The sequence below is a fragment of the Tenacibaculum sp. Bg11-29 genome, assembly GCF_002836595.1.
In the GTDB taxonomy this organism is placed as follows: domain Bacteria; phylum Bacteroidota; class Bacteroidia; order Flavobacteriales; family Flavobacteriaceae; genus Polaribacter.
In genome coordinates this window covers 1,827,540-1,850,958 of the sequence record NZ_PJBB01000003.1, presented here as the reverse complement: position 1 = coordinate 1,850,958, position 23,419 = coordinate 1,827,540, and the positions used below count along the sequence as shown (strand labels likewise).

19 protein-coding genes and 5 tRNA genes are annotated in these 23,419 nt (G+C 32.0%); all 24 read right to left on the bottom strand.

Translation table 11 applies throughout. The annotated features are described in order from the left end of the window. Positions 1 to 26 precede the first annotated feature (26 nt). A complete protein-coding gene (rpoC, locus tag CXF68_RS08370) occupies positions 27 to 4,298 on the bottom strand; it encodes a DNA-directed RNA polymerase subunit beta' (protein ID WP_101043925.1) in 4,272 nt (1,423 codons plus the stop codon). 104 nt (positions 4,299 to 4,402) lie between these two features. Next, positions 4,403 to 8,215 (bottom strand): DNA-directed RNA polymerase subunit beta, encoded by a 3,813-nt coding sequence (gene rpoB / locus CXF68_RS08365; protein ID WP_101043924.1) that lies wholly within the window; start codon positions 8,213 to 8,215, stop codon positions 4,403 to 4,405. Between the two features lie 233 nt (positions 8,216 to 8,448). Next, entirely contained in the window at positions 8,449 to 8,817 is a 369-nt protein-coding gene (gene rplL, locus CXF68_RS08360; RefSeq protein WP_101043923.1) for a 50S ribosomal protein L7/L12, read from the bottom strand. Positions 8,818 to 8,865: 48 nt separating this feature from the next. Beyond that, positions 8,866 to 9,381 (bottom strand): 50S ribosomal protein L10, encoded by a 516-nt coding sequence (gene rplJ / locus CXF68_RS08355; RefSeq protein ID WP_101043922.1) that lies wholly within the window; start codon positions 9,379 to 9,381, stop codon positions 8,866 to 8,868. A 19-nt stretch (positions 9,382 to 9,400) separates the two neighbouring features. Continuing rightward, entirely contained in the window at positions 9,401 to 10,093 is a 693-nt protein-coding gene (gene rplA, locus CXF68_RS08350) for a 50S ribosomal protein L1 (RefSeq protein WP_101043921.1), read from the bottom strand. A 20-nt stretch (positions 10,094 to 10,113) separates the two neighbouring features. Then, complete coding sequence (gene rplK / locus CXF68_RS08345; protein ID WP_101043920.1) at positions 10,114 to 10,551, bottom strand: 50S ribosomal protein L11; 438 nt, start codon at positions 10,549 to 10,551, stop codon at positions 10,114 to 10,116. A 67-nt stretch (positions 10,552 to 10,618) separates the two neighbouring features. Further along, a complete protein-coding gene (nusG, locus tag CXF68_RS08340; RefSeq protein WP_101043919.1) occupies positions 10,619 to 11,167 on the bottom strand; it encodes a transcription termination/antitermination protein NusG in 549 nt (182 codons plus the stop codon). Between the two features lie 3 nt (positions 11,168 to 11,170). Continuing rightward, positions 11,171 to 11,368, bottom strand: coding sequence for a preprotein translocase subunit SecE (gene secE / locus CXF68_RS08335; protein ID WP_101043918.1), 198 nt, complete (start codon positions 11,366 to 11,368; stop codon positions 11,171 to 11,173). A gap of 53 nt (positions 11,369 to 11,421) precedes the next feature. After that, positions 11,422 to 11,493 (bottom strand) — tRNA-Trp (locus tag CXF68_RS08330). Positions 11,494 to 11,556: 63 nt separating this feature from the next. Next, a complete protein-coding gene (gene tuf, locus CXF68_RS08325; RefSeq protein ID WP_101043917.1) occupies positions 11,557 to 12,744 on the bottom strand; it encodes an elongation factor Tu in 1,188 nt (395 codons plus the stop codon). Between the two features lie 73 nt (positions 12,745 to 12,817). Then, positions 12,818 to 12,890, bottom strand: a tRNA-Thr gene (locus CXF68_RS08320). A gap of 14 nt (positions 12,891 to 12,904) precedes the next feature. Further along, positions 12,905 to 12,977 (bottom strand) — tRNA-Gly (locus CXF68_RS08315). A gap of 71 nt (positions 12,978 to 13,048) precedes the next feature. Then, a tRNA-Tyr gene (locus tag CXF68_RS08310) sits at positions 13,049 to 13,131 on the bottom strand. A gap of 46 nt (positions 13,132 to 13,177) precedes the next feature. Further along, positions 13,178 to 13,251 (bottom strand) — tRNA-Thr (locus CXF68_RS08305). A gap of 99 nt (positions 13,252 to 13,350) precedes the next feature. Beyond that, positions 13,351 to 13,659, bottom strand: a complete 309-nt coding sequence (hpf, locus tag CXF68_RS08300) for a ribosome hibernation-promoting factor, HPF/YfiA family (RefSeq protein WP_101043916.1) — start codon at positions 13,657 to 13,659, stop codon at positions 13,351 to 13,353. Positions 13,660 to 13,672: 13 nt separating this feature from the next. Then, positions 13,673 to 14,560, bottom strand: coding sequence for a tyrosine-type recombinase/integrase (locus CXF68_RS08295; RefSeq protein WP_101043915.1), 888 nt, complete (start codon positions 14,558 to 14,560; stop codon positions 13,673 to 13,675). 86 nt (positions 14,561 to 14,646) lie between these two features. Then, positions 14,647 to 14,844, bottom strand: a complete 198-nt coding sequence (rpsU, locus tag CXF68_RS08290; RefSeq protein WP_028888499.1) for a 30S ribosomal protein S21 — start codon at positions 14,842 to 14,844, stop codon at positions 14,647 to 14,649. A 116-nt stretch (positions 14,845 to 14,960) separates the two neighbouring features. Continuing rightward, complete coding sequence (locus CXF68_RS08285; protein ID WP_101043914.1) at positions 14,961 to 16,127, bottom strand: acyl-CoA dehydrogenase family protein; 1,167 nt, start codon at positions 16,125 to 16,127, stop codon at positions 14,961 to 14,963. 30 nt (positions 16,128 to 16,157) lie between these two features. Then, a complete protein-coding gene (locus CXF68_RS08280; protein ID WP_101043913.1) occupies positions 16,158 to 17,060 on the bottom strand; it encodes a helix-hairpin-helix domain-containing protein in 903 nt (300 codons plus the stop codon). Positions 17,061 to 17,070: 10 nt separating this feature from the next. Continuing rightward, positions 17,071 to 18,660, bottom strand: coding sequence for a sodium:alanine symporter family protein (locus CXF68_RS08275; protein WP_101043912.1), 1,590 nt, complete (start codon positions 18,658 to 18,660; stop codon positions 17,071 to 17,073). Positions 18,661 to 18,746: 86 nt separating this feature from the next. Continuing rightward, positions 18,747 to 19,646 (bottom strand): SDR family oxidoreductase, encoded by a 900-nt coding sequence (locus CXF68_RS08270; RefSeq protein ID WP_101043911.1) that lies wholly within the window; start codon positions 19,644 to 19,646, stop codon positions 18,747 to 18,749. Continuing rightward, positions 19,646 to 20,650 (bottom strand): TrkA family potassium uptake protein, encoded by a 1,005-nt coding sequence (locus tag CXF68_RS08265; protein WP_101043910.1) that lies wholly within the window; start codon positions 20,648 to 20,650, stop codon positions 19,646 to 19,648. Before CXF68_RS08265 ends, CXF68_RS08270 begins: the two co-directional genes overlap by 1 nt. Further along, on the bottom strand, positions 20,647 to 20,874 hold the full coding sequence (locus tag CXF68_RS08260; protein WP_101043909.1) for a PspC family transcriptional regulator: 228 nt from the start codon (positions 20,872 to 20,874) through the stop codon (positions 20,647 to 20,649). The genes CXF68_RS08265 and CXF68_RS08260 overlap by 4 nt, the downstream gene beginning before the upstream one ends. Then, entirely contained in the window at positions 20,871 to 23,414 is a 2,544-nt protein-coding gene (locus CXF68_RS08255) for a CHAT domain-containing protein (protein WP_101043908.1), read from the bottom strand. The genes CXF68_RS08260 and CXF68_RS08255 overlap by 4 nt, the downstream gene beginning before the upstream one ends. Between the last annotated feature and the right edge of the window lie 5 nt (positions 23,415 to 23,419).

The following is a 23,419-nucleotide window of genomic DNA, read 5'->3' as shown; positions in this document are numbered from 1 at the left end:
AAATTTAGAGGCCTTAATATTAAAATTTATAAATTTTTCTCCATTTCTGCTCTAGGCCCTACGATTTGATGATCGTAAGATCTCATTCCTGTACCTGCTGGTATACGTTTACCTACAATTACATTTTCTTTTAATCCTTCTAATGTATCAATTTTACCGTTTACTGCGGCTTCGTTTAATACTTTAGTAGTTTCCTGGAACGACGCTGCTGATATAAATGATTTCGTTTGTAACGATGCTCTTGTAATACCTTGTAATACCTGTTCAGCTGTTGCTGGTTGAGCATCACGTGCTGCTACAAGATTTTTATCTGCTCTACGTAAAATTGAATTTTCATCTCTTAATTGACGAGCTGAAATCATTTGACCTGGGTTTAAATTCTCAGAATCTCCTGCTTCTTCAACAACTTTCATTCCGTAGATATTGTCGTTGTCTTTGATGAAGTCATTCTTATGAATTAATTGATTCTCTAAAAATAAAGTATCTCCTGAATCAATAATTCTAACTTTACGCATCATTTGACGTACAACTACTTCGAAATGCTTGTCATTAATTTTCACACCCTGTAAACGATATACTTCTTGAATTTCGTTTACTAAGTATTCTTGTACAGCTGAAGGCCCTTTAATATTTAAGATATCAATAGGTGTTGTTGCTCCGTCAGATAATGGCATACCTGCCTTAATGAAATCGTTTTCTTGAACTAAAATCTGGTTAGATAATTTTACTAAGTACTTAGTAATATCACCTGTTTTAGATTCAATAATAATCTCACGATTACCTCTTTTAATTTTACCGAAAGATACTACACCATCAATCTGAGCAATTACTGCTGGGTTAGATGGGTTACGTGCTTCAAATAATTCTGTTACACGTGGTAAACCTCCTGTAATATCCCCTGCTTTACCAGATTTACGTGGAATTTTCACTAATGTATGACCTGATTCAACTTTATCACCATCACTAACCATTAAGTGAGCTCCTACTGGTAAACTATACGAACGTAAAGCATTACCATCAGCATCTTCAATAATTAATGAAGCAATGATTTTCTTGTTTTTAGAATCGATCATTACTTTTTCTTGGAAACCAGTTTGCTCATCAACTTCAACAGAGTAATTGATACCTTGTTCTAAATTGTCAAACTTAACTTTACCTCCAAATTCTGATACGATAACTCCGTTAAATGGATCCCATTGACAAACTGCATCACCTTTTTTGATGGTTTTCATATCTTTACTAAAGATAATAGATCCATAAGGAATAATGTTTGTACTTAATACGATATCAGTTTTCTTATCAATAATTTTGATTTCCGCTGTACGTGAAATAACGATTTCAATTTCTTTTCCGTCGCTATCTTTACCTTTTACAGTACGTAAATCTTCAATTTTAACTTTACCGTCAAATTTCGCGATTAATTTATTTTCTTCAGAAATATTACCTGCTACCCCACCAACGTGGAAAGTACGTAATGTTAACTGTGTACCTGGCTCTCCAATAGATTGTGCTGCAATTACACCAACTGCTTCACCTCTTTGAACTTTTTTACCAGTTGATAAAGATTGCCCGTAACATTTTTCACATATTCCTCTTTGAGATTCACATGTTAATGCTGAACGAACTTCTACTGCATCAATACCAGATGCTTGAATTTTATTAGCTAACTTAACAGTTATTAACTCTCCTGATGCAACTAAAATTTCATCAGAATTTGGTACAAAAACGTTATGTAGTGATGTACGTCCTGTAATTCGATCACTTAAAGATTCAACGATTTCATCGTTTTTCTTTAATGGTGTAACTTCTAAACCTCTTAAAGTTCCACAATCTACTTCGTTTACTATTACGTCTTGAGATACATCTACTAAACGACGCGTTAAATAACCTGCATCGGCTGTTTTTAATGCTGTATCGGCTAAACCTTTACGAGCACCGTGTGTTGATATAAAGTATTCAAGAATCGATAGTCCTTCCTTAAAGTTAGAAAGAATTGGATTTTCAATAATTTCTCCACCACCTGCAGTCGATTTTTTAGGCTTTGCCATTAATCCACGCATACCTGTTAACTGACGAATTTGCTCTTTAGATCCACGTGCTCCAGAATCAAGCATCATATATACCGAGTTAAATCCTTGTTGGTCTTCACGTAAACGTTTCATAGACAGCTCAGTTAACTGATTATTGGTTCTACCCCAAATATCAATTACCTGGTTATAACGCTCTTTTTGCGTTAACATACCCATATTATAGTTACCTACAACTGCATCAACCTCTTTATTAGCTTCAGCAATCATTGTATGTTTTTCTGGAGGAATAATAATATCTCCTAATGAGAACGATAAACCACCTTCAAAGGCGTATTTATATCCCATATTTTTAATTTCATCTAAGAAATCTCCGATTGAAGGAATATCTGTAACTTTTAAAATACCACCAATAATATCTCTTAATGATTTTTTAGTTAAAACCTCATTAATATATCCTGCAGCTTTAGGTACTTTTTCATTAAATAAAACCCTACCAACTGTAGTTTCTATAATTCTAGTTACCGCTTCACCATCTACAACATCGTGTGTACGTACTTTTATACCTGCATTTAAGTCTACTTTCTCTTCATTTAAGGCAATAATTACCTCTTCTGGAGAATAGAAAATTAATCCTTCACCTTTAATAGGCACTTCAGGAGTAGATTTTCTTTCTTTTGTCATATAATAAAGACCCAATACCATATCCTGAGATGGTACCGTAATAGGTGCTCCATTTGCAGGGTTTAAAATATTATGAGATCCTAACATTAATAACTGCGCTTCTAAAATAGCTTCAGGCCCTAATGGTAAGTGAACTGCCATTTGATCCCCATCAAAATCGGCATTGAAGGCAGAACAAGCAAGTGGATGTAATCTAATTGCTTTTCCTTCAATTAATTTTGGTTGAAATGCTTGAATACCTAAACGGTGTAATGTAGGTGCACGGTTTAATAAAACTGGATGTCCTTTAATTACATTCTCTAAAATATCCCAAACAACAGGTTCTTTTCTATCTATAATTTTCTTTGCAGATTTTACAGTTTTTACAATACCTCTTTCTATTAATTTACGAATAACGAAAGGCTTGTATAATTCTGCTGCCATCTCTTTTGGCAATCCACATTCAGATAATCTTAATTCTGGTCCAACAACAATTACCGAACGTGCAGAATAATCAACACGCTTACCTAGTAAGTTTTGACGGAAACGACCTTGTTTACCTTTTAAACTATCAGATAATGATTTTAATGGTCTGTTAGATTCTGTTTTTACTGCAGATGACTTACGTGTGTTATCAAATAAAGAATCTACTGATTCTTGTAACATACGTTTCTCATTACGTAAAATAACCTCAGGTGCTTTAATTTCCATTAATCGTTTTAAACGATTGTTACGGATAATTACACGACGATATAAATCATTTAAATCTGAAGTAGCAAAACGACCACCATCTAATGGCACTAATGGACGTAATTCTGGCGGTATTACAGGAACTGCCTTCATAATCATCCATTCAGGACGATTATCTCTATTTTTTTGAGAATCTCTAAAAGCTTCAACAACATTTAAACGTTTTAATGCTTCGTTTTTACGCTGCTTAGAAGTTTCAGTATTTGCTTTATGACGTAATTCAAATGATAAAGTATCTAAATCAATTCTTTCTAATAAATCGATTAAACATTCAGCTCCCATTTTAGCAATAAACTTTGCAGGGTCTGTATCATCTAAATACATGTTTTCTTGTGGAAGTGTATCTAAAATATCTAAATATTCTTCTTCTGTTAAGAAGTCCATTTTTTGTAATGGTTCTCCATCAACAGTTTTAGCATCACCTGGTTGAATTACTACATAACGTTCGTAGTAAATAATCATGTCTAACTTCTTAGATGGTAAACCTAAAAGGTATCCCATTTTGTTAGGTAATGATCTAAAATACCAAATATGTGCTACAGGTACTACTAAATTAATGTGACCTACTCTGTCTCTACGTACTTTTTTCTCAGTAACTTCAACTCCACATCGGTCACAAATGATTCCTTTATAACGGATTCTTTTATATTTACCACATGCACACTCATAATCCTTTATAGGACCAAAGATACGTTCACAAAATAAACCATCTCTTTCTGGTTTGTGTGTACGGTAGTTAATCGTTTCTGGTTTTAAAACCTCACCTCTAGAAGCCTCTAAAATAGACTCAGGTGATGCTAAACCAATTGAAATTTTGTTAAACTTTTTAACAGTGTATTTTTCGTTCTTTCTTGCCATAATAAGTAATGGATTCGAATTAAAAATTTGTCTCGATGAGACGTATATTTAAAATGATTTATCATTAGGTAATTAAAAATTACCTAATGATATTTCACTGTTTGTTATTCCTCTAATTTAACATCTAATCCTAAACCTTTCAGTTCATGCATTAATACGTTAAACGATTCTGGTAAACCTGGTTCTGGCATAGTTTCACCTTTTACGATTGCCTCGTAAGTTTTGGCTCTACCTAATACATCATCAGATTTCACTGTTAAGATTTCACGTAAGATACTTGATGCACCATATGCTTCAAGTGCCCAAACTTCCATCTCTCCAAAACGCTGACCTCCAAACTGAGCTTTACCTCCTAATGGTTGTTGTGTAATTAATGAATAAGGTCCAATAGAACGCGCGTGCATTTTATCTTCAATCATGTGACCTAACTTAATCATGTAAATTATACCTACCGTTGCTGGCTGATCGAAACGTTTTCCTGTACCTCCATCATATAAATATGTATGTCCGTAACGTGGAATTCCTGCTTCGTCTGTCAATGCGTTGATCTGATCTATATTTGCTCCATCAAAAATTGGTGTTGCATACTTCTGATCTAATTTTTGACCTGCCCATCCAAGAACAGTTTCATAAATCTGACCAATATTCATACGAGATGGTACACCTAATGGATTTAATACGATATCTACTGGAGTTCCGTCTTCTAAGAAAGGCATATCTTCTGCTCTTACAATACGAGCAATAATACCTTTATTTCCGTGACGTCCTGCCATCTTATCACCAACTTTTAATTTACGCTTTTTAGCAACGTAAATTTTTGCAAGTTTTAAGATTCCTGCTGGTAATTCATCTCCTACAGAAATAGTGAATTTCTCACGACGTAAAGCCCCTTGTAAATCGTTAACCTTAATTTTATAATTGTGAACTAATTCAACAACTAATCTATTTAAAAGTTTATCAGTAGTCCAAGTTCCATGCAAGTGTGTAAAATCACCTACAGAGTTTAACATTTTTTGAGTGAATTTTTTACCTTTTGGCAATACTTCTTCACCTAAATCGTTAAATACTCCTTGAGAAGTTTTTCCTGTTATTAAATTGAATAATTTTTCAATTAATACATCTTTTAAATCTTCAAACTTATGTATGTAAGATGCTTCTAAAGTTGCAATTGCTTCTTTATCACGAGCACGTTTTGTTTTATCTTTTACAGCACGTTGAAATAATTTCTTATTAATTACTACACCTCTTAATGATGGAGAAGCTTTTAATGATGCATCTTTTACATCACCTGCTTTATCACCAAAAATAGCACGTAATAATTTCTCTTCAGGAGTAGGATCAGATTCTCCCTTAGGTGTAATCTTACCTATTAAGATATCTCCAGGATTTACCTCTGCTCCAATACGAATCATTCCGTTTTCATCTAAGTCTTTAGTAGCCTCTTCAGAAACATTAGGAATATCATTTGTTAATTCTTCAGCTCCTAATTTCGTATCACGAACATCTAATGAGTATTCGTCAATATGAATAGAAGTAAAAATATCTTCACGAACTACTTTTTCAGAAATTACAATCGCATCCTCAAAATTATACCCTTTCCAAGGCATAAAGGCTACTTTCATGTTTCTACCTAAAGCTAACTCTCCTTTTTGTGTTGCATATCCTTCACAAAGTACTTGACCTTCAGAAACTCTATCTCCAACTTTTACAATTGGCTTTAAGTTAATGTTTGTACCTTGATTCGTTTTTCTAAACTTAATTAAGTTATATGAAATTTCATCTGAATCGAAGCTTACTAAGCGTTCTTCATCTGATCTATCATACTTAATTGTAATTTTATTTGCATCAACATATTCGATAACACCCGCTCCTTCTGCATTTATTAAAATACGAGAATCTTTAGCAACTCTACGCTCTAATCCTGTACCTACAATTGGAGATTCTGGACGCAATAATGGAACTGCTTGACGCATCATGTTAGATCCCATTAATGCACGGTTGGCATCATCATGTTCTAAGAAAGGAATTAACGATGCTGATATAGATGCAATCTGGTTAGGAGCAACATCCATATAATCAATTTCAGTAGGTGTAACGACAGGGAAATCTCCCCCTTCTCGTGAAATTAACTTATCACCAACGAAATCACCATCTGCATTAATCTCTAAATTAGATTGTGCAAATTTCATTCCTTCTTCCTCTTCAGCACTTAAATAAATATGCTCTTGATCTAAATCTATGTTTCCTTCAATAACCTTCTTATAAGGTGTTTCGATAAAACCTAAATTATTCACTTTTGCAAATACAGCTAGAGATGAAATTAATCCAATATTCGGTCCCTCCGGAGTTTCAATCGGACATAAACGTCCATAGTGTGTATAGTGAACATCACGAACCTCAAATCCTGCTCTTTCTCTAGATAAACCTCCAGGTCCTAAAGCCGATAAACGACGCTTGTGTGTAATCTCAGCTAATGGATTCGTCTGATCCATAAATTGAGATAACTGATTTGTTCCAAAGAAAGAATTAATTACAGAAGATAATGTCTTTGCATTAATTAAATCAATTGGAGTAAATACTTCGTTATCACGTACATTCATTCTTTCACGAATTGTACGAGCCATACGAGCTAGACCTACACCGAACTGACCTGCTAGTTGTTCACCAACAGTTCTTACACGACGGTTAGATAAGTGATCAATATCATCTACTTCTGCTTTTGAGTTAATTAACTCAATTAAGTATTTGATAATTGTAATAATGTCATTCTTAGTTAATACCTTCTGATCAATCGGTTCGTTTAACTGTAACTTGGTGTTCATTCTAAAACGACCAACTTCACCTAAACTATAACGTTGTTCAGAGAAAAATAATTTTTCAATTATTCCTCTTGCTGTCTCCTCATCTGGCGGCTCAGCATTACGTAATTGTCTATAGACATGTTCTACTGCTTCTTTTTCAGAATTCGTAGGATCTTTTTGTAATGTATTGTGAATGATTGCATAATCTGCCATGTCATTATCTATCTTATGTAATAAGATAGTTTTTGCACCTGCATCAATTATTTCATCAATATGTTCTTTTTCTATGATTGTATCACGGTCGAAAACAATTTCGTTACGTTCAATAGATACAACTTCTCCTGTATCTTCATCTACGAAATCTTCATGCCAAGTTTTTAAAACTCTAGCTGCTAATTTACGCCCTAATATTTTCTTTAATCCTGCTTTAGAAACTTTTATCTCTTCAGCTAAATCAAAGATTTCTAAAATATCTTTATCTCTTTCAAAACCAATGGCTCTGAATAATGTAGTTACTGGTAATTTTTTCTTTCTATCAATATAAGCATACATTACTTGATTGATATCTGTTGCAAATTCTATCCAAGATCCTTTAAAAGGAATTACTCTTGCTGAGTATAACTTAGTTCCGTTTGCATGGAAAGATTGTCCAAAGAAAACACCAGGTGAACGGTGTAACTGAGAAACCACAACTCTTTCTGCTCCATTAATAATGAATGTTCCAGAATTAGTCATGTAAGGAATTGTACCTAAATATACGTCTTGAACAATAGTTTCAAAATCTTCATGTTCAGGATCTGTACAATAAAGCTTTAATCTTGCTTTTAAAGGTACACTATGTGTTAATCCTCTTTCAATACATTCTTGAATGCTATATCTTGGTGGATCGACAAAATAGTCTAAAAATTCTAATACAAATTGATTACGTGTATCTGTAATCGGAAAGTTATCCATGAAGGTTTTATACAAACCTTCTTCACCTCGCTCATCAGCTTTTGTTTGCAATTGGAAAAAATCTTGGAAAGATTTTACTTGAATATCTAGAAAATCTGGATAATCAGTTCTTAATTGCGATGATGCGAAGTTAATTCTTTCAGTAGTGTTTATCGTTGCCAAAAGAGATGCTATTTTTAAATTAAAAATATTATTTTTTGAAACTTTCTTGTTTCAATAATGCAATTTTAATTGCTTTGCTGACTTAAAATCAGCTCTTTATAGTCGTACTACTACAATTTTATAATTGTAATAAAATAAAGAACGAATATATACACAAAATGGTTTAGGACTAAAAACATGCGTTTCTAGTACCTAAACCTTAATTGTCATACCCAGTAAACTGGGAATGTAAATTACTTCATTTCAGCTTCAGCTCCTGCTTCTTCTAAAGACTTTACAAGACCTTCAGCCTCATCTTTAGTTACTCCTTCTTTTACTGGTGCTGGTGCGCTATCAACAATTGCTTTAGCTTCTTTTAAACCTAATCCAGTTAATTCTTTAACTAACTTTACTACAGCTAATTTAGAACCACCTGCTGCTTTTAAGATAACGTCAAATTCTGTTTTCTCTTCTGCTGCTTCTCCTGCTGCTGCTGGACCTGCTACAACTGCTGCTGCTGCTGGCTCAATACCGTACTCATCTTTTAAAATATCAGCTAATTCATTAACTTCTTTTACTGTTAAGTTAACTAATTGCTCTGCGAAATCTTTTAATTCTGCCATTTTAATTGTTTTTTGAAATTTTATTATTTAGTTTATTAGTGCGCGTAATTATCTTTCAGATAATGTTGTAAGAATACCTGAAAGTTTGTTACCACCTGATTGTAATGCTGAAATAACATTTTTAGCTGGTGATTGTAATAATGAGATAATATCTCCAATAAGTTCTTCTTTAGACTTAATGTTAACAAGCATGTCTAGTTGGTCATCTCCAACATAAACTGACTGTTCAACAAAAGCTCCTTTTAATAAAGGCTTGTCTGATTTTTTTCTGAACTCTTTAATAACTTTTGCAGGCGCATTCGACACCTCAGAAATCATCATTGAAGTATTTCCCTTTAAAGCATTTGGTAAATCTCCAAAATCTTTATCAGATGCTTCCATTGCTTTTGATAGCAATGTATTTTTAACAACAGCCAATTCTACATCAGCTTTAAAACAAGCTCTACGTAAGTTAGATGTAGTAACTGCATCTAAACCAGAAATATCTGCTAAATAGATGGTACTTGTATCTGCTAATCTTGCTGTTAAATCTTCTATTACTTGTAATTTGTCTTCTCTTGTCATAATTAAAAGTTTAACTGTCTTATAAAGACACCGATTTTTCATCTACAGCAACACTAGGACTCATAGTAGAAGACATAAAAATACTCTTTATATAATCTCCTTTAGAAGCTGTTGGCTTTAGTTTAATTAACGTTTGTAATAACTCATTTGCATTTTCTTGAATCTTCTCAGCATCAAAAGATACTTTTCCGATTGCAGCGTGTACAATACCAGTTTTATCAACTTTAAAGTCAATTTTACCAGCTTTAACTTCTTGTACTGCTTTTGCAACATTCATAGTTACTGTACCTGTTTTTGGGTTAGGCATTAAACCTCTTGGTCCTAAAACACGACCTAAAGGACCTAATTTACCCATAACACTAGGCATAGTAATAATAACATCAACATCAGTCCAACCTCCTTTAATTTTCTGAAGGTATTCATCTAATCCAACATAATCTGCACCTGCTGCTATAGCTTCGGCTTCTTTATCTGGAGTAACTAATGCTAATACTTTAACATCTTTACCTGTTCCGTGTGGTAATGTTACAACTCCACGTACCATTTGATTTGCTTTACGAGGATCTACTCCTAAACGTACTGCTAAATCGACAGATGCGTCAAATTTCACATTTGTAATATCTTTAATTAAGGCTGATGCATCTTTTAAGCTGTAAACTTTAGAGCTATCTACCTTAGAACGAGCTTCTTTTTGCTTTCTAGTAATTGCCATTTCTAAATATGTTTTAAAGTTTAAGCAGGTGCATTACCTGATACTGTTAATCCCATAGAACGAGCAGTTCCGGCAATCATTTTCATTGCAGATTCGACTTTAAAGGCATTCATATCTACCATTTTGTCTTCTGCAATTACTCTAATTTGATCCCAAGAAACACTTGCTACTTTTTTCCTATTTGGTTCTCCTGAACCCTTCTTAATTTTGGCCGCTTCTAATAATTGTACTGCAGCTGGTGGCGTTTTTACAACAAACTCGAAAGATTTGTCTTTATAAACGGTAATCACAACAGGTAAAACTTTACCTTGTTTGTCCTGTGTACGAGCATTAAATTGCTTACAGAACTCCATGATATTAACACCGGCAGCACCTAAAGCGGGTCCAACTGGTGGCGACGGATTCGCAGCACCTCCCCTTACTTGTAGTTTAACTAATTTACTTATTTCTTTTGCCATTGTTTAAGATTTAATGATATGTTTAAAATGGAAGCTTCAAACACATCTAAATATATAGGTGTAACGATTATATTTTTTCTACTTGCATATAGTTTAACTCTAATGGTGTTTTTCTTCCAAAAATCTTAACCATTACTTCTAACTTACGCTTTTCCTCATTAACTTTCTCAACTGTCCCGTCGAATCCATTAAAAGGCCCGTCAATTACTTTTACTGTTTCACCAGTATTAAAAGGAATTGCGATGTTTTCATCTCTAACAGAAAGTTCATCAACTTTACCTAACATTCTGTTTACTTCAGATTTACGCATTGGTACTGGTTCACCACCTTTAGTTTCACCTAAAAAACCAATAACCCCTGTTACTGATTTTATTACGTGAGGTACTTCTCCTGCTAAATTAGCTTCTACCATTACATAACCTGGAAAGTAAACTCTTTCTCTGTTAACTTTCTTCCCGTTTCTTACTTGAATAACTTTTTCTGTAGGAACAATTACTTTACTTACATAGTCTGACAATCCAAAACGAGCAATTTCTGTTTCGATATAAGTTTTAACCTTATTTTCTTGACCTCCAACAGCTCTAACTACATACCACTTCATCACCGAATCAGCCATATTCTAATTATTAAACATATTGAAAAAATTATCTAAACTATTCTGAAAAACCCAATCTATCCCTGCTACTACCAAAGCAAAAACAATTGTAAATGCAGCAACAACCACAGTTGACTTTTGAGCTTCTTCACGAGAAGACCATGTCATGTTTGTATTCAGCTCTTCGAAAGAACCTTTGATGTATTGTATAAAGTTATTCATTTTGTTATCCTTTTAACGAGTTGTGATTTAATACCACAACTCGTTTTATTATGCACGGGCGGAGAGATTCGAACTCCCGACAGCTGGTTTTGGAAACCAGTGCTCTACCGCTGAACTACGCCCGTATTTTTTTTTAAAAGGAGTCTCTCATTAAAGAGACTCCTTTTTATATAGTATAAACTAATTGATTAGTCTAAAATTTCAGTTACCTGACCTGCACCTACTGTTCTACCTCCTTCACGGATAGCAAACTGTAAACCTAAGTTTAATGCAATTGGTTGGATTAATTCAACTGTAATAGTTAAGTTATCTCCAGGCATAACCATTTCAACTCCATCAGGTAAGAAAATATTACCAGTTACATCAGTTGTACGAACGTAAAACTGTGGACGATAGTTGTTATGGAATGGAGTGTGACGTCCACCTTCTTCTTTTTTCAATACATACACCTCAGCCTTAAACTTAGCGTGTGGAGTTACAGAACCTGGCTTACAGATTACCATTCCTCTTTTTATATCTTCTTTTGCAATACCTCTTAATAAGATACCAGCGTTATCTCCTGCCTCACCTCTATCTAAGATTTGACGGAACATTTCGATACCAGTTACTGTAGAAGTTAACTTCTCAGTACCCATACCAATAATATCTACAGATTCTCCAGAATTGATGATACCTGTTTCAATACGACCAGTAGCAACTGTACCACGACCTGTAATTGAAAATACATCTTCAATAGGCATTAAGAAAGGCTTTTCAGTTTCTCTTAATGGCTCTTCAATCCAAGAATCAACAGCTGCCATTAATTCTAGCACTGTATCAACCCATTTTTGTTCACCATTTAAAGCACCTAAAGCAGAACCAGCAATTACAGGACCATTATCTCCATCATAATCATAGAAAGATAACAATTCTCTTACTTCCATTTCTACTAATTCGATCAATTCTTCATCATCAACCATATCCACTTTGTTCATAAAAACAACCATACGTGGAATACCTACCTGACGACCTAATAAAATATGCTCACGAGTTTGTGGCATTGGACCATCTGTTGCAGCTACTACTAAAATAGCTCCATCCATTTGTGCAGCACCAGTTACCATGTTCTTTACGTAATCGGCGTGACCTGGACAGTCAACGTGCGCGTAATGACGGTTTGCTGTTGCATATTCTACGTGAGAAGAGTTAATTGTTATACCTCTCTCTTTTTCTTCTGGTGCATTATCGATTTGATCAAAATCTCTAGCTTCAGAGAATCCTGCATCAGCTAATACTTTAGTGATAGCAGCAGTTAATGTAGTTTTACCGTGATCTACGTGACCAATAGTTCCAACATTTAAGTGGGGCTTCGAACGATCGTAAGTTTCTTTTGCCATGATTATTAATTTTAATTCTTAGTTAAATATTTAGTGTTACTTTAAATTCTTTTTTAAAAAAACTCTAAAAAAGAGCCAATGACCGGATTTGAACCGGTGACCTCATCCCTACCAAGGATGCGCTCTACCAACTGAGCTACACCGGCGTGGATAATTTTAGAGCGAAAGACCAGGTTCGAACTGGCGACATTCAGCTTGGAAGGCTGACGCTCTACCAACTGAGCTACTTTCGCGTATTTTTAAAACCTTTCATCAATAATCAAAAGTTGAAGCTTGATATATTAACTAATCGGTTTTAAAAAAGTGGGGAGAGCAGGATTCGAACCTGCGAAGTCGTAAGACAACGGAGTTACAGTCCGTCCCAGTTGGCCGCTTTGGTATCTCCCCATTGGTTTTTTAATAGTATGTTTAAGAACGTTTCTCTTAATTTAAGAGCCGATGGAGGGACTCGAACCCACGACCTGCTGATTACAAATCAGCTGCTCTAGCCAGCTGAGCTACATCGGCTTTTATTGTCATAAAAAACAATCCGCTATTTCTAACGGACTGCAAATGTATAAAGTAATTTTTAAACTTTAAAACTTTTTATGAATAATTTTTATCTTTTTATGAAACTAAGGAATCTCTAAGCTTTTCTTTCGACTTTTTTAAGCTTCTTTTTAAAGAATCAACGGCAATATTCACACCTTCTTCAAAGGTTTTGTTTATTTTTTTAACTATTATCTCATCACCTGGTATATTTATTTTAACTTCAGTAATTTTATTTTCTTTTTCGCTAGTTTTCTGCACTTTTAAAAAAACCTCTACATCAACTATCTTATCATGAAACTTTTCTAAACCTCCTATTTTCTTCTCTATGTAATCTATTAAACTTTTATCTGCTGTAAAGTTTACTGACTGTGTGAATACTTTCATAATTTTTCAATCTTTATTTCGACTCTCTAGGATGAGCCATGTTATACACTTTTTTTATCTGCTCCAAGCTATTATGCGTATACACTTGGGTAGAGGCTAAACTTGAATGCCCTAGTAATTCTTTAACCGAATTTAACGACGCACCATTATTAAGTAAATGTGTAGCGAAAGCATGCCGTAATATATGGGGACTTTTTTTTGCTTTTGTTGACACTCTACTAAAGTACAAATTAATTATTCGGTACACAAGAGTTTCATAAATTTTAACCCCTTTTTTTGTTACTAAAAGCTCATCGCCTCCTACTAAATTATCACTTCTTTTTAAACTCAAGTATTGATTTAAGGTCTCTAAAACCGATGGCAATAATATTACAAATCTTTCCTTATTTCTTTTCCCTAAAACTTTAATAACCTGCTTAGTAAAATCAACATCCTTTTCTTTAATATTAATCAGCTCTATCCGCCTTATTCCTGTTGAATACAACAACTCTACAATCAACCTATCTCTTATCGACTCAAAATCATCCCCTTCACGTAAAAGCTCTAAAACCTGCTCCACCTCACCTTCATCAAACGGTGTTTGTATTTTTTTTTGAACTTTTAACGCTTTATGCTTCGCTAACGGATTAAGCTCAACTTCACCAACCTTCTGTAAAAAATTATAAAAAGTCTTTAAAGAACTCATTTTCCTATTAACACTTCTATTTGAAATACCCTTATTAACAAGCGCGACTATCCAAGTTCTAATTTGGTTGTAATGAACTTCTTCTATTTCATTTTGATTAAATTCTGTTATACAAAACTCTTTAAACGTAATTATATCTACACGATATGCGTTTATAGTATTCTTTGAATAGTTTTTTTCATGTTCTAAGTATTTTAAGAAAGCAGTAATAAGCATCAGTCTTGTTTTTTCAAAATTAAATATACAAAAAAACCTGTATTGACATAATCAATACAGGTTTTACATTTTATAAGTAAGCAATATTAACTTACTTCTTCTTTCGTTCTTAATCCTTGAACGTAAGAGGCTTTTTTCATTTGAGCACGTTTAACAACAGACGGTTTATTGAACTGTTTCTTATCACGTAATTGTCTTAAGATTTTTACATCTCTAAACTTTCGTTTGTAACGTTTTAACGCTCTATCGATATTCTCTCCTTCTTTAATTGGAATAATTAACATGTGTTAGCACCTCCCTTCATTCTAGTCTCTAAATTTTTATTTTTAGGACTGCAAATGTACTGAGTCTTTTTTAATTAACTGTTATTTATTAATTTTATTTAAAAGACATTAAAAAACTATGTTGCAGGCTTATACTCTTTCTTATCTATTATCATTTTCGCGATAATTTCTTTTAAGATTTCAGAAGTACCTCCACCAATCGGCCCCAAGCGACTATCTCGCAACAAACGTGCTAATGGATACTCTTCCATATAACCGTAACCTCCTAACAACTGCAATGCATCATAAATAACTTCATCTGCCATTTTGGTAGATAACATTTTACTCATACTTGCTTCTTTAACAACATAAACTCCTTCATTTAATCGTTTCGTAATTGAATAGTTATATTCTCTACACATATCAACTTTAGAAGCCATTTCTGCAACTTTATGACGTAATGCCTGAAATTTATCTAGCGTTTTACCAAACGCTTCTCTTTCACTCATGTAATTTATCACATAATCTACTGCGTATTCTGCTCTTGCATGTGCATTGATTGCCATTATTAAGCGCTCTAAAGCAAAGTGCTGCATTATATAAGGAAATCCTTTTCCTTCATCCCCCATTAAATTCTCCGTAGGAATTACCACATTATCAAAAGCAATCTCTGCAGTATCAGAAGCTCTCCAACCTAATTTATCTAATTTTGTTGAAGAAATACCTTTAGTATCTCTATCTACAATAAAAATACTCATTCCTTTATGCCTATCTTCTAGATCTGTCTTTGCAGCAACCACTAAATAATCAGAATATATTCCGTTTGTAATAAATGTTTTAGACCCATTGATTACATATGTATCTCCTTTCTTAACTGCTGTTGTTCTCATACCAGCAACATCACTACCTCCAAATGGTTCAGAGATGCATAAACACCCTATTTTATCTCCATCAATACTCGGGGTTAAATATTTTTTCTTTATTCTATCGTCTCCTTCTTTATTTAAATGAGTCATTGCTAAATAAGCATGTGCCCACATATTCGCTGCAAAACCACCTGAGTTTATTTTTTGTAATTCTTCTAAAAAAATAACGGTATAAAAAAGATCTAAGCCTAAACCACCATATTCTTCTGGTTGATTTAATCCGAAATATCCCATTTCTCCAAATTTCTTCCAAATAAAACGCTCTACTGTTCCGTCTTTTTCCCATTTATTAACATGGGGTACAACTTCTTTTTGTAAAAAATCTTTAAAGCTTTGACGAAAAAAGTCATGCTCTTCAGTAAAATACATACTGTTCATAATTATATATTCTGTTTGTTTGTTGTTTGTTTATTCTGCTTTCAAATATAAAACTATTCTATCGTATTTCTTAATTGGAAAACTATCAATGTTTTTTAATTCTAAAATGTCCTGAAACTCTGCTATTTCATCTCTATATTCTAAAATATTCTTACACAATTGATAATCAATGTATGGGTTTTTTAACAATTCTTTAAACGTAACCGTGTTAACATTTGCCTTTTTAATCTTTGGTTTCTTATAAACCTTAAATATTTTTAGAATTCTTTTTACAGTGATTTTTTCTATCCCCCAGACTTCATAAATTTGAGATTCGTAAGAAAAACCCTGTAGTTTTCTCCTATATTTTACAATCCTCGTAGAAATTACTTCTCCCACTCCACTAATAGCTTCAAAATCTTGTTGATTCGCCTCATTTATATTCGTTGTTAACGGTTTATAAGGACTTCCTCCTACACTACTAGAATTATTTGTTACAACACTATAATTTGATTGCTTCTTTAATTTATTTCTCTTACTTACCCATTTTGGAAACTTAAATAGAGGAGATATTTTATTCAATAAGCTATCTGAAATTTTTGTTGCTTTTTGAAACTCTTTAGCTGAGTTCACAAATTTTCTTTGTTTCCTGTATTTATGTAACCTGTCAATTTCCTGAACAGTCATTCCTAATTGGTACCCTTTAAAATCAGTAATATAATTAGGGTTAAAAGGATATTTTTTAGGCTTTCTTTTTTCTAGTGCTTCTTTCTTTAAACTATCTATTTTATTTTGAAAAGCGAGAATCTCGATTGAATTCGTGTCAATTATTTTATCTGACGAAAAATCAGCAAAAACATAAATAACTTGAAGAATGACAATAATGAGTAATAAAAAGAAAACCCCATTTCTTTGGCGTTTATTATACCAGAAATGGGATTTAAAATATTTCATTTTATATTTTTTATGCCTCACTAGATTTTATTGCTTTCATATATTTTGAAAGTTCAGTTTTAACTTTTGGAGCAAGAAGTACTAATCCAATCATATTAGGAACCATCATTGCAAAAATCATTGCATCTGAAAAACCTATTACTGACCCTAAACTAATTGAAGCACCTACAATTACAAAAAGACAGAATAATGTTTTATATGCATATTCCATTTTTTTAGACCTTCCAAATAAATATGCCCAACCTTGATACCCATAATAAGACCAAGAGATCATTGTGCTAAATGCAAATAACACTACAGCTACTGTTAAAACATATGGAAACCATGAGATAGCTGATTCAAAAGCTCCTGAAGTTAATAATATCGCTTGTGCATCGTCTAACCCTGCATTTGCAGAAGTAACATTTCCTGTGATTATTAAAACTAATGCTGTCATTGTACAAACCACAACTGTATCTATAAAAGGTTCTAATAACGCTACCAACCCTTCTGATGCTGCATATTTAGTTTTTACTGCTGAATGCGCTATTGAAGCCGAACCTACTCCTGCTTCATTAGAAAAAGCTGCTCTTCTAAACCCTTGTACTAAAACACCTACAGCTCCACCTGCAACTCCTTCAGGGCTAAAAGCTCCATCAAATATTTGCACAAAAGCTGTTCCTATCATATCGTAATTTACAATAATAACAAACAAAGAAGCTATTACATAAATAACAACCATAAATGGTACAATTTTATCTGTAACCTTTGCTATTTTTTTAATTCCTCCAATTATTACAATACCTACTAATATTGCCATTACTAAACCAAAAGCCCATCTATAACCGTGTATAAATGATTCTTGACCTCCTGTCATATGTTCAAAAAGTTGCGCTGCTTGATTTACTTGAAACATGTTACCTCCTCCAAATGAACCACCTATAACGAATATAGCAAAAAGAGCAGCTAAAACTTTACCTAAACCTTCAAGCCCTTTTGATTTTAATCCTTTCGTTAAATAATACATTGGACCTCCGTAGACTGTTCCATTCTCATCAATATCTCTATATTTTACTCCTAATGTACATTCTACAAATTTAGAAGCCATTCCTAAGAAACCTGCTACAATCATCCAAAATGTAGCTCCTGCTCCACCAATTGAAACAGCAATTGCTACTCCTGCAATATTTCCCAAACCAACAGTTGCTGACAAAGCCGCTGTTAACGCCTGAAAATGAGAAACTTCCCCTTCATGATTTTCTATAGCTATCGTTTCAATGTTATCACCTCCAGGTGTAGAATCCCCTGCAGCTATCATAGACTCATGATGATCAAGCTCATCATATTTACCTCTAACAATATTTATTGAAGTGAAAAATCCTTTAAAATTTATAAATTTAAAATAAACTGTAAAATACAAGGCTCCTAAAATTAATGGAAAAAGCACCCAAAATATTTTTACTCCTCCTCCAAAATCAATTTGATAAAAAATAAGATTAACAAACCATCCTGTAGCATCCCCAAAAACTTCATCTATTTTCTGATCTAAACCTTTTTCTTGTGCAAACGTTAACATTGGTGTTATTAATAAAAATAATAACGTAAGAAGTCTTTTATTCATAATAGATATGTTAGTTTTTGAATTTGTAACCCGCAATATCTTAAAAAAATGAACTTTCAACAAGTTTTAATCGTTAAATGTATTTTTTAAGTTAGCTTTTCTTTAAATTTTTGTAAATCTTCTTTAAATGATTTTGGGAAAAATTTTAATACCTTATTTGTTTTCGTTAAATTAAATCCCGTTTTAACTGGTCGAATTGCTTTTTGGTTTAATTCCGTTGTAGAAATTGATTTTATTAAATTCTCATCTAAATTAAAAACATCAGCTACCTGTTTTGCTATTTCATAAATACTTAATAATGTATTTGATGAAATATTAAAAACACCAGTAGTTTTAGTATCAATAGATAACTTACAGGCTAATGCTAAATCTACAACATATGTTGGCATACGATACTGATCATTAACTATCGTAATCTGCTCTTTATTTTCTAAAGATTTCTTTACCCATAATACAATATTACTACGTGTCATATCAAAAACTTTTCCGTAGACCAAGATAGTTCTAAGAATAGTATAGTCTATATTAGATGTAGTTAAAATATTTTCTGATTTTAACTTAGACAATCCATAATAATTTAATGGTTTCGGTTTGTCTGTTTCCTTATAAGGACCATTTTCACCATCAAAAATAAAATCAGTAGACAGATGAATTAAATGTGTGTTTTTTTCTTCAGAATATTCTTTTAAATGTCGAACTACATCAGTATTTAATTTATCACACGCTACTTTATTCTCTTCACAAGCATCAACATTTGTCATTGCTGCTGTATTTACAATAATATCAGGGCTGTGCTCTCTTAACTTCTCAACTAGTATTTCCTCATCAGTAATATCAATAGAAACATATTTAAAATCATTTCTTCCACTTCTATTTTCTCCACGAGAAAAACCTATTACATTATAATTTTGTTTTTCTTTTAATAATAAATTCACTAAAGTTTGCCCCAATAAACCGTTACTTCCTGTTATAACAATATTCTTCATTAAAATAACTCTCTTAATTTAACTATTTGCTCAGGACGCCCTAAAACAATTAGGTTTGCTCCAGCTGTAAGCTCTACAGAAGCATCAGGATTTATAAGATATTCTTTATCAGGTGTTCTGTAACCTATGACTGTACAACCTGTTTTTTTTCTTAAATCTAAATCTAAAATTGTTCTATTTAAATATTCTTCAGGTAAATTGTCTATTGCTATTTCTTCAAGATTTGCAGTCGTATCTCCTTCAATAGTTAATCTATCAACAAATTCAATAACATCAGGTGTAACAACCAAAGATGCCATATGAGCTCCTCCTAATTTATCTGGCATAATTACATTGTCTGCTCCTGCTATTTTAAGTTTACTGTAAGAAGTTTCTTTAGAGGCTCTACTTATTATCTTGCATTTTTTATTAAGCTGACTTGCTGTTAATACCACAAATAAATTATCAGCATCTGAAGGTAAAACTGTAATTAAATAATCCGCATTTAAAATTCCTGCTTTTATTAACGCCTCATCAGTTGTTGCATCTCCTTCAATATTCAGCACTCCTTTTTCATCTAATTGTTTAATAACATCTTCATGTTTTTCTACAACCACAAAATCTTTCTTATAACTATTTAATTTTGATATAGCCTGTTTACCGTTTCTACCATAACCGCAAACAATAGTATGTCCTTTTAACTTTTCTATTTTTTTTTGCACTTTTTTTATTTTTAATTGATGAAAAAATTGCCCGCTTATTAAATATTCGGAAAATGATGATACGGCGTATCCAAATATAAATAAGCTAGATAATATTAAACCTATTGTAAATATTTTTTCTCCAGTACCAAACGGATGAACTTCTCCAAAACCAATAGTAGTAATGGTTATTATTGTCATATATAATGCGTCGATAAAAGAATAATCGAACAATATTAAATACCCACCTACCCCTATTGATAAAATTAATATAGAAAAGAAAATTGCTTTATATAATCTTGATTTAAATACTTTTTTTATCATAAATCAAAAACAGAAGTTCTTTTAGTGTAAATCATATCTTTTAGTCTTAATAAAAATGCCAAGGTTAAATATAAACCAAACGTTAAACCTATTGTTACAAACGATATATAAATAAAAAACAAGCGCACATTTGTTGCTCGCATACCTAATTTATCGGCTAATCTAGATGACACAGCAAAACCATGACGTTCAAAAAAATGGCGTACAGAATGGATGAGTTTCATTTTTGTCTCTTTATATATTTAAAAGATAAATATATTACAATTAAAGAAAAAAACACTGTTAAAACATAGAGAATAGAGTTATTTGATATTTCAGACTGACTTCCTGTTCCGTAATAAACAAAACTACCCCAATAATAAGGGGATTTTTTACTATTTACTATATTTTCATTTTTAAGGTATTCAATTTTAGATTGCTGGTTTGCATATGAAACAGATTGGTATTTATCATAATATTCATAAAACGTTTTCATTAAAATGGAAGTAGCTTTATCATTTATTTTCCATAACGTAAACAATACATTTTCAGCTCCTGCATATCGAAACCCTCTCGCAATACTCATCGCTCCCTCTCCTTTCTCTAACTTCCCAACACCTGTTTCGCAAGCACTTAAAACAACTAACTTTGTTGTTAAATTTAAACTATACAATTCATTTAAAGTTAACTCCTTATCATAAAACTGTAGACATGCTGGTTTTACAAAATCACCGCTACTAGCATGAGTAGAAAAATGCAACATATTATATTGAGTTACTTTCCCTAAAAAAAAATCTTTTTTAGCCTCCTCTTTCATTAAAATGGTTGAGTTTTTTATTTTGTTAACATACTCAGCTTCATCTATCGAATATTTTAGTTCACTGTTAGTTTTAAGAAAGACAGGAAATACTCCTAACAGTTTTGACTTCTCTACTAATTCTTCCTCTTTTAAATAAAATTCAGAACTAGAATTGTAAACAATATTTTGATTTTTCACAACAAAAGGCATCTTTGAAAAGACCTCTTCATTTGTTTGCTCTATTAAGAGAGTTTCAAATGGAATAAAATTAAGTAATCCATCTGTAATTAAATACACATTTTCGTAACTTAAAGCTTCATTAAACTTTAAAGCTTTATATACAGAAAATGCTTGAGTCGAAAATTTATTTATATTATTATTAATTCTTGATGAAGAGTTGAAAAAGCGAACATAATCTAACACCTGTTTTTCAATATTAATATCTATTTCATTTACTTTAATAGAAGCCTTTGTAATAACAAATTGATAAATAGCCTGTTCACCATAAAAATACTCTATAAGCATTGTATTTTTTGTAAGTTTATTCTGTAAACTTTGAATTAGATTATTCTTACTTAAACTATATTTTTTTTCTATTTTTAAATGAAGCTCTTTTAAATTAATACTTATGTTATTTAATTGCTTATTAAATTGATGAATTACAGAAGCTCTTGATTTTGTTAATTGCTCTTTTATTAATTGAGAAGTCAGTTTTTCTTTTTTCTTTGTCAGTTTTTCTTCCCTTAATAACAAACTGTCATTTCTATATTTTTTTAAAAGACGTTTTTTACTTTCTTTCTCTTTTAAAATATTAGACTTACCGCTTTCTGCAAACAAGAAAGCTCTTCTTAAATAGTTTTCATTTAAGGTGTTTTTGTATTTATTTAAAAGAAGTTCTATACATTTCTCACTACGACTTCTTTTCTCTACTTGATGAATGATTTTTGACTCCTGAGAGGTTAGTCTTTTTTCTAACATATTTGCGACATAAAAACTTTTCAGGTAATTATCGATTGCTTTTTCTTCATCAAATTCTAATAACGCATATAAATCAAACACATCAATAAAAGTATTTTCTGCAAAAAGCATTTCTTCTATAACATTTTTTTTGTTTGGAAAAAAAACTCGAAGTGCTTTATTCAAGCTTTCTTTTGCTTTTTTATTATTTTTAAGTAAAAAACACAATTGTGCTTCTTCTACTAAAATTTTAGCTTTTTCTCTTCTAGAATATTCCTTCTTAATCGAATGATTTTTTACTAAATAAAAATTACGAAAAGCCTCTTTATAGTCTTTGTTTTTTAATGCTATTTTATAATGTGTATAATATTTATTCTCTTTGCTTTGCTCAGTAAAAAAAGCTGTTTGTTTAAATAAACTTAAACTACCTTTTTTATTTAAAAAAATAAGACTTGTAATTTTTATTGCTTCTATTTTTTGCTTTTGCTCTTTACTTATTTTTTTATTTTTTAAAGCAATTTCTATGAGTTTAACTACCAATTCATGACTTCCTATAGTTTGATACATTTTAGAAAGATTAATAATACCTGAAAGTTCTTGCGCTACATCTCCTTTTTTTTCTGCTAAAAAAGTATAATATTTAATACTATTTTCTGCATTCGTATAATCTTTTGTTTTAGTGTATAAGTTTCCTAATGGCTTTAAGCAGTATTCTATAATATTGTAGTTGCTTAATTTTTTTTCAGAAAACCTTTTCCATGCTTTTTCATAGGTGAAAATTGCTTCTTCTAATTTGTTGTTTTCTTTGAGATAATACCCTTTATTACACTGTAAGATAACGAAAGCCAATTGTTCTTCTTGAGTTACTAACTTAGTAACAAACTCTTCTTCTTTCTCCTCTAAAATTTGAAGGTTTTTTTCATTTTTATTTACACTAAAATCATCTAATGCTTTATAAATCTCTTTTTCAATATTTTGAGCTTTTACACAAACACAATAAAAAAACACTAAAAGAATCTTCCACTTCATTTACA

Bases quoted from the DNA above. Each gene is read 5' to 3' on its own strand.
- rpoC (WP_101043925.1), bottom strand. From the start codon at position 4,298: ATGGCAAGAAAGAACGAAAAATACACTGTTAAAAAGTTTAACAAAATT.
- rplL (WP_101043923.1), bottom strand. From the start codon at position 8,817: ATGGCAGAATTAAAAGATTTCGCAGAGCAATTAGTTAACTTAACAGTA.
- rplJ (WP_101043922.1), bottom strand. From the start codon at position 9,381: ATGACAAGAGAAGACAAATTACAAGTAATAGAAGATTTAACAGCAAGA.
- rplA (WP_101043921.1), bottom strand. From the start codon at position 10,093: ATGGCAATTACTAGAAAGCAAAAAGAAGCTCGTTCTAAGGTAGATAGC.
- rplK (WP_101043920.1), bottom strand. From the start codon at position 10,551: ATGGCAAAAGAAATAAGTAAATTAGTTAAACTACAAGTAAGGGGAGGT.
- nusG (WP_101043919.1), bottom strand. From the start codon at position 11,167: ATGGCTGATTCGGTGATGAAGTGGTATGTAGTTAGAGCTGTTGGAGGT.
- secE (WP_101043918.1), bottom strand. From the start codon at position 11,368: ATGAATAACTTTATACAATACATCAAAGGTTCTTTCGAAGAGCTGAAT.
- tuf (WP_101043917.1), bottom strand. From the start codon at position 12,744: ATGGCAAAAGAAACTTACGATCGTTCGAAGCCCCACTTAAATGTTGGA.
- hpf (WP_101043916.1), bottom strand. From the start codon at position 13,659: ATGAAAGTATTCACACAGTCAGTAAACTTTACAGCAGATAAAAGTTTA.
- CXF68_RS08295 (WP_101043915.1), bottom strand. From the start codon at position 14,560: ATGCTTATTACTGCTTTCTTAAAATACTTAGAACATGAAAAAAACTAT.
- rpsU (WP_028888499.1), bottom strand. From the start codon at position 14,844: ATGTTAATTATTCCAATTAAAGAAGGAGAGAATATCGATAGAGCGTTA.
- CXF68_RS08285 (WP_101043914.1), bottom strand. From the start codon at position 16,127: ATGAACAGTATGTATTTTACTGAAGAGCATGACTTTTTTCGTCAAAGC.
- CXF68_RS08280 (WP_101043913.1), bottom strand. From the start codon at position 17,060: ATGAAATATTTTAAATCCCATTTCTGGTATAATAAACGCCAAAGAAAT.
- CXF68_RS08275 (WP_101043912.1), bottom strand. From the start codon at position 18,660: ATGAATAAAAGACTTCTTACGTTATTATTTTTATTAATAACACCAATG.
- CXF68_RS08270 (WP_101043911.1), bottom strand. From the start codon at position 19,646: ATGAAGAATATTGTTATAACAGGAAGTAACGGTTTATTGGGGCAAACT.
- CXF68_RS08265 (WP_101043910.1), bottom strand. From the start codon at position 20,650: ATGATAAAAAAAGTATTTAAATCAAGATTATATAAAGCAATTTTCTTT.
- CXF68_RS08260 (WP_101043909.1), bottom strand. From the start codon at position 20,874: ATGAAACTCATCCATTCTGTACGCCATTTTTTTGAACGTCATGGTTTT.
- CXF68_RS08255 (WP_101043908.1), bottom strand. From the start codon at position 23,414: ATGAAGTGGAAGATTCTTTTAGTGTTTTTTTATTGTGTTTGTGTAAAA.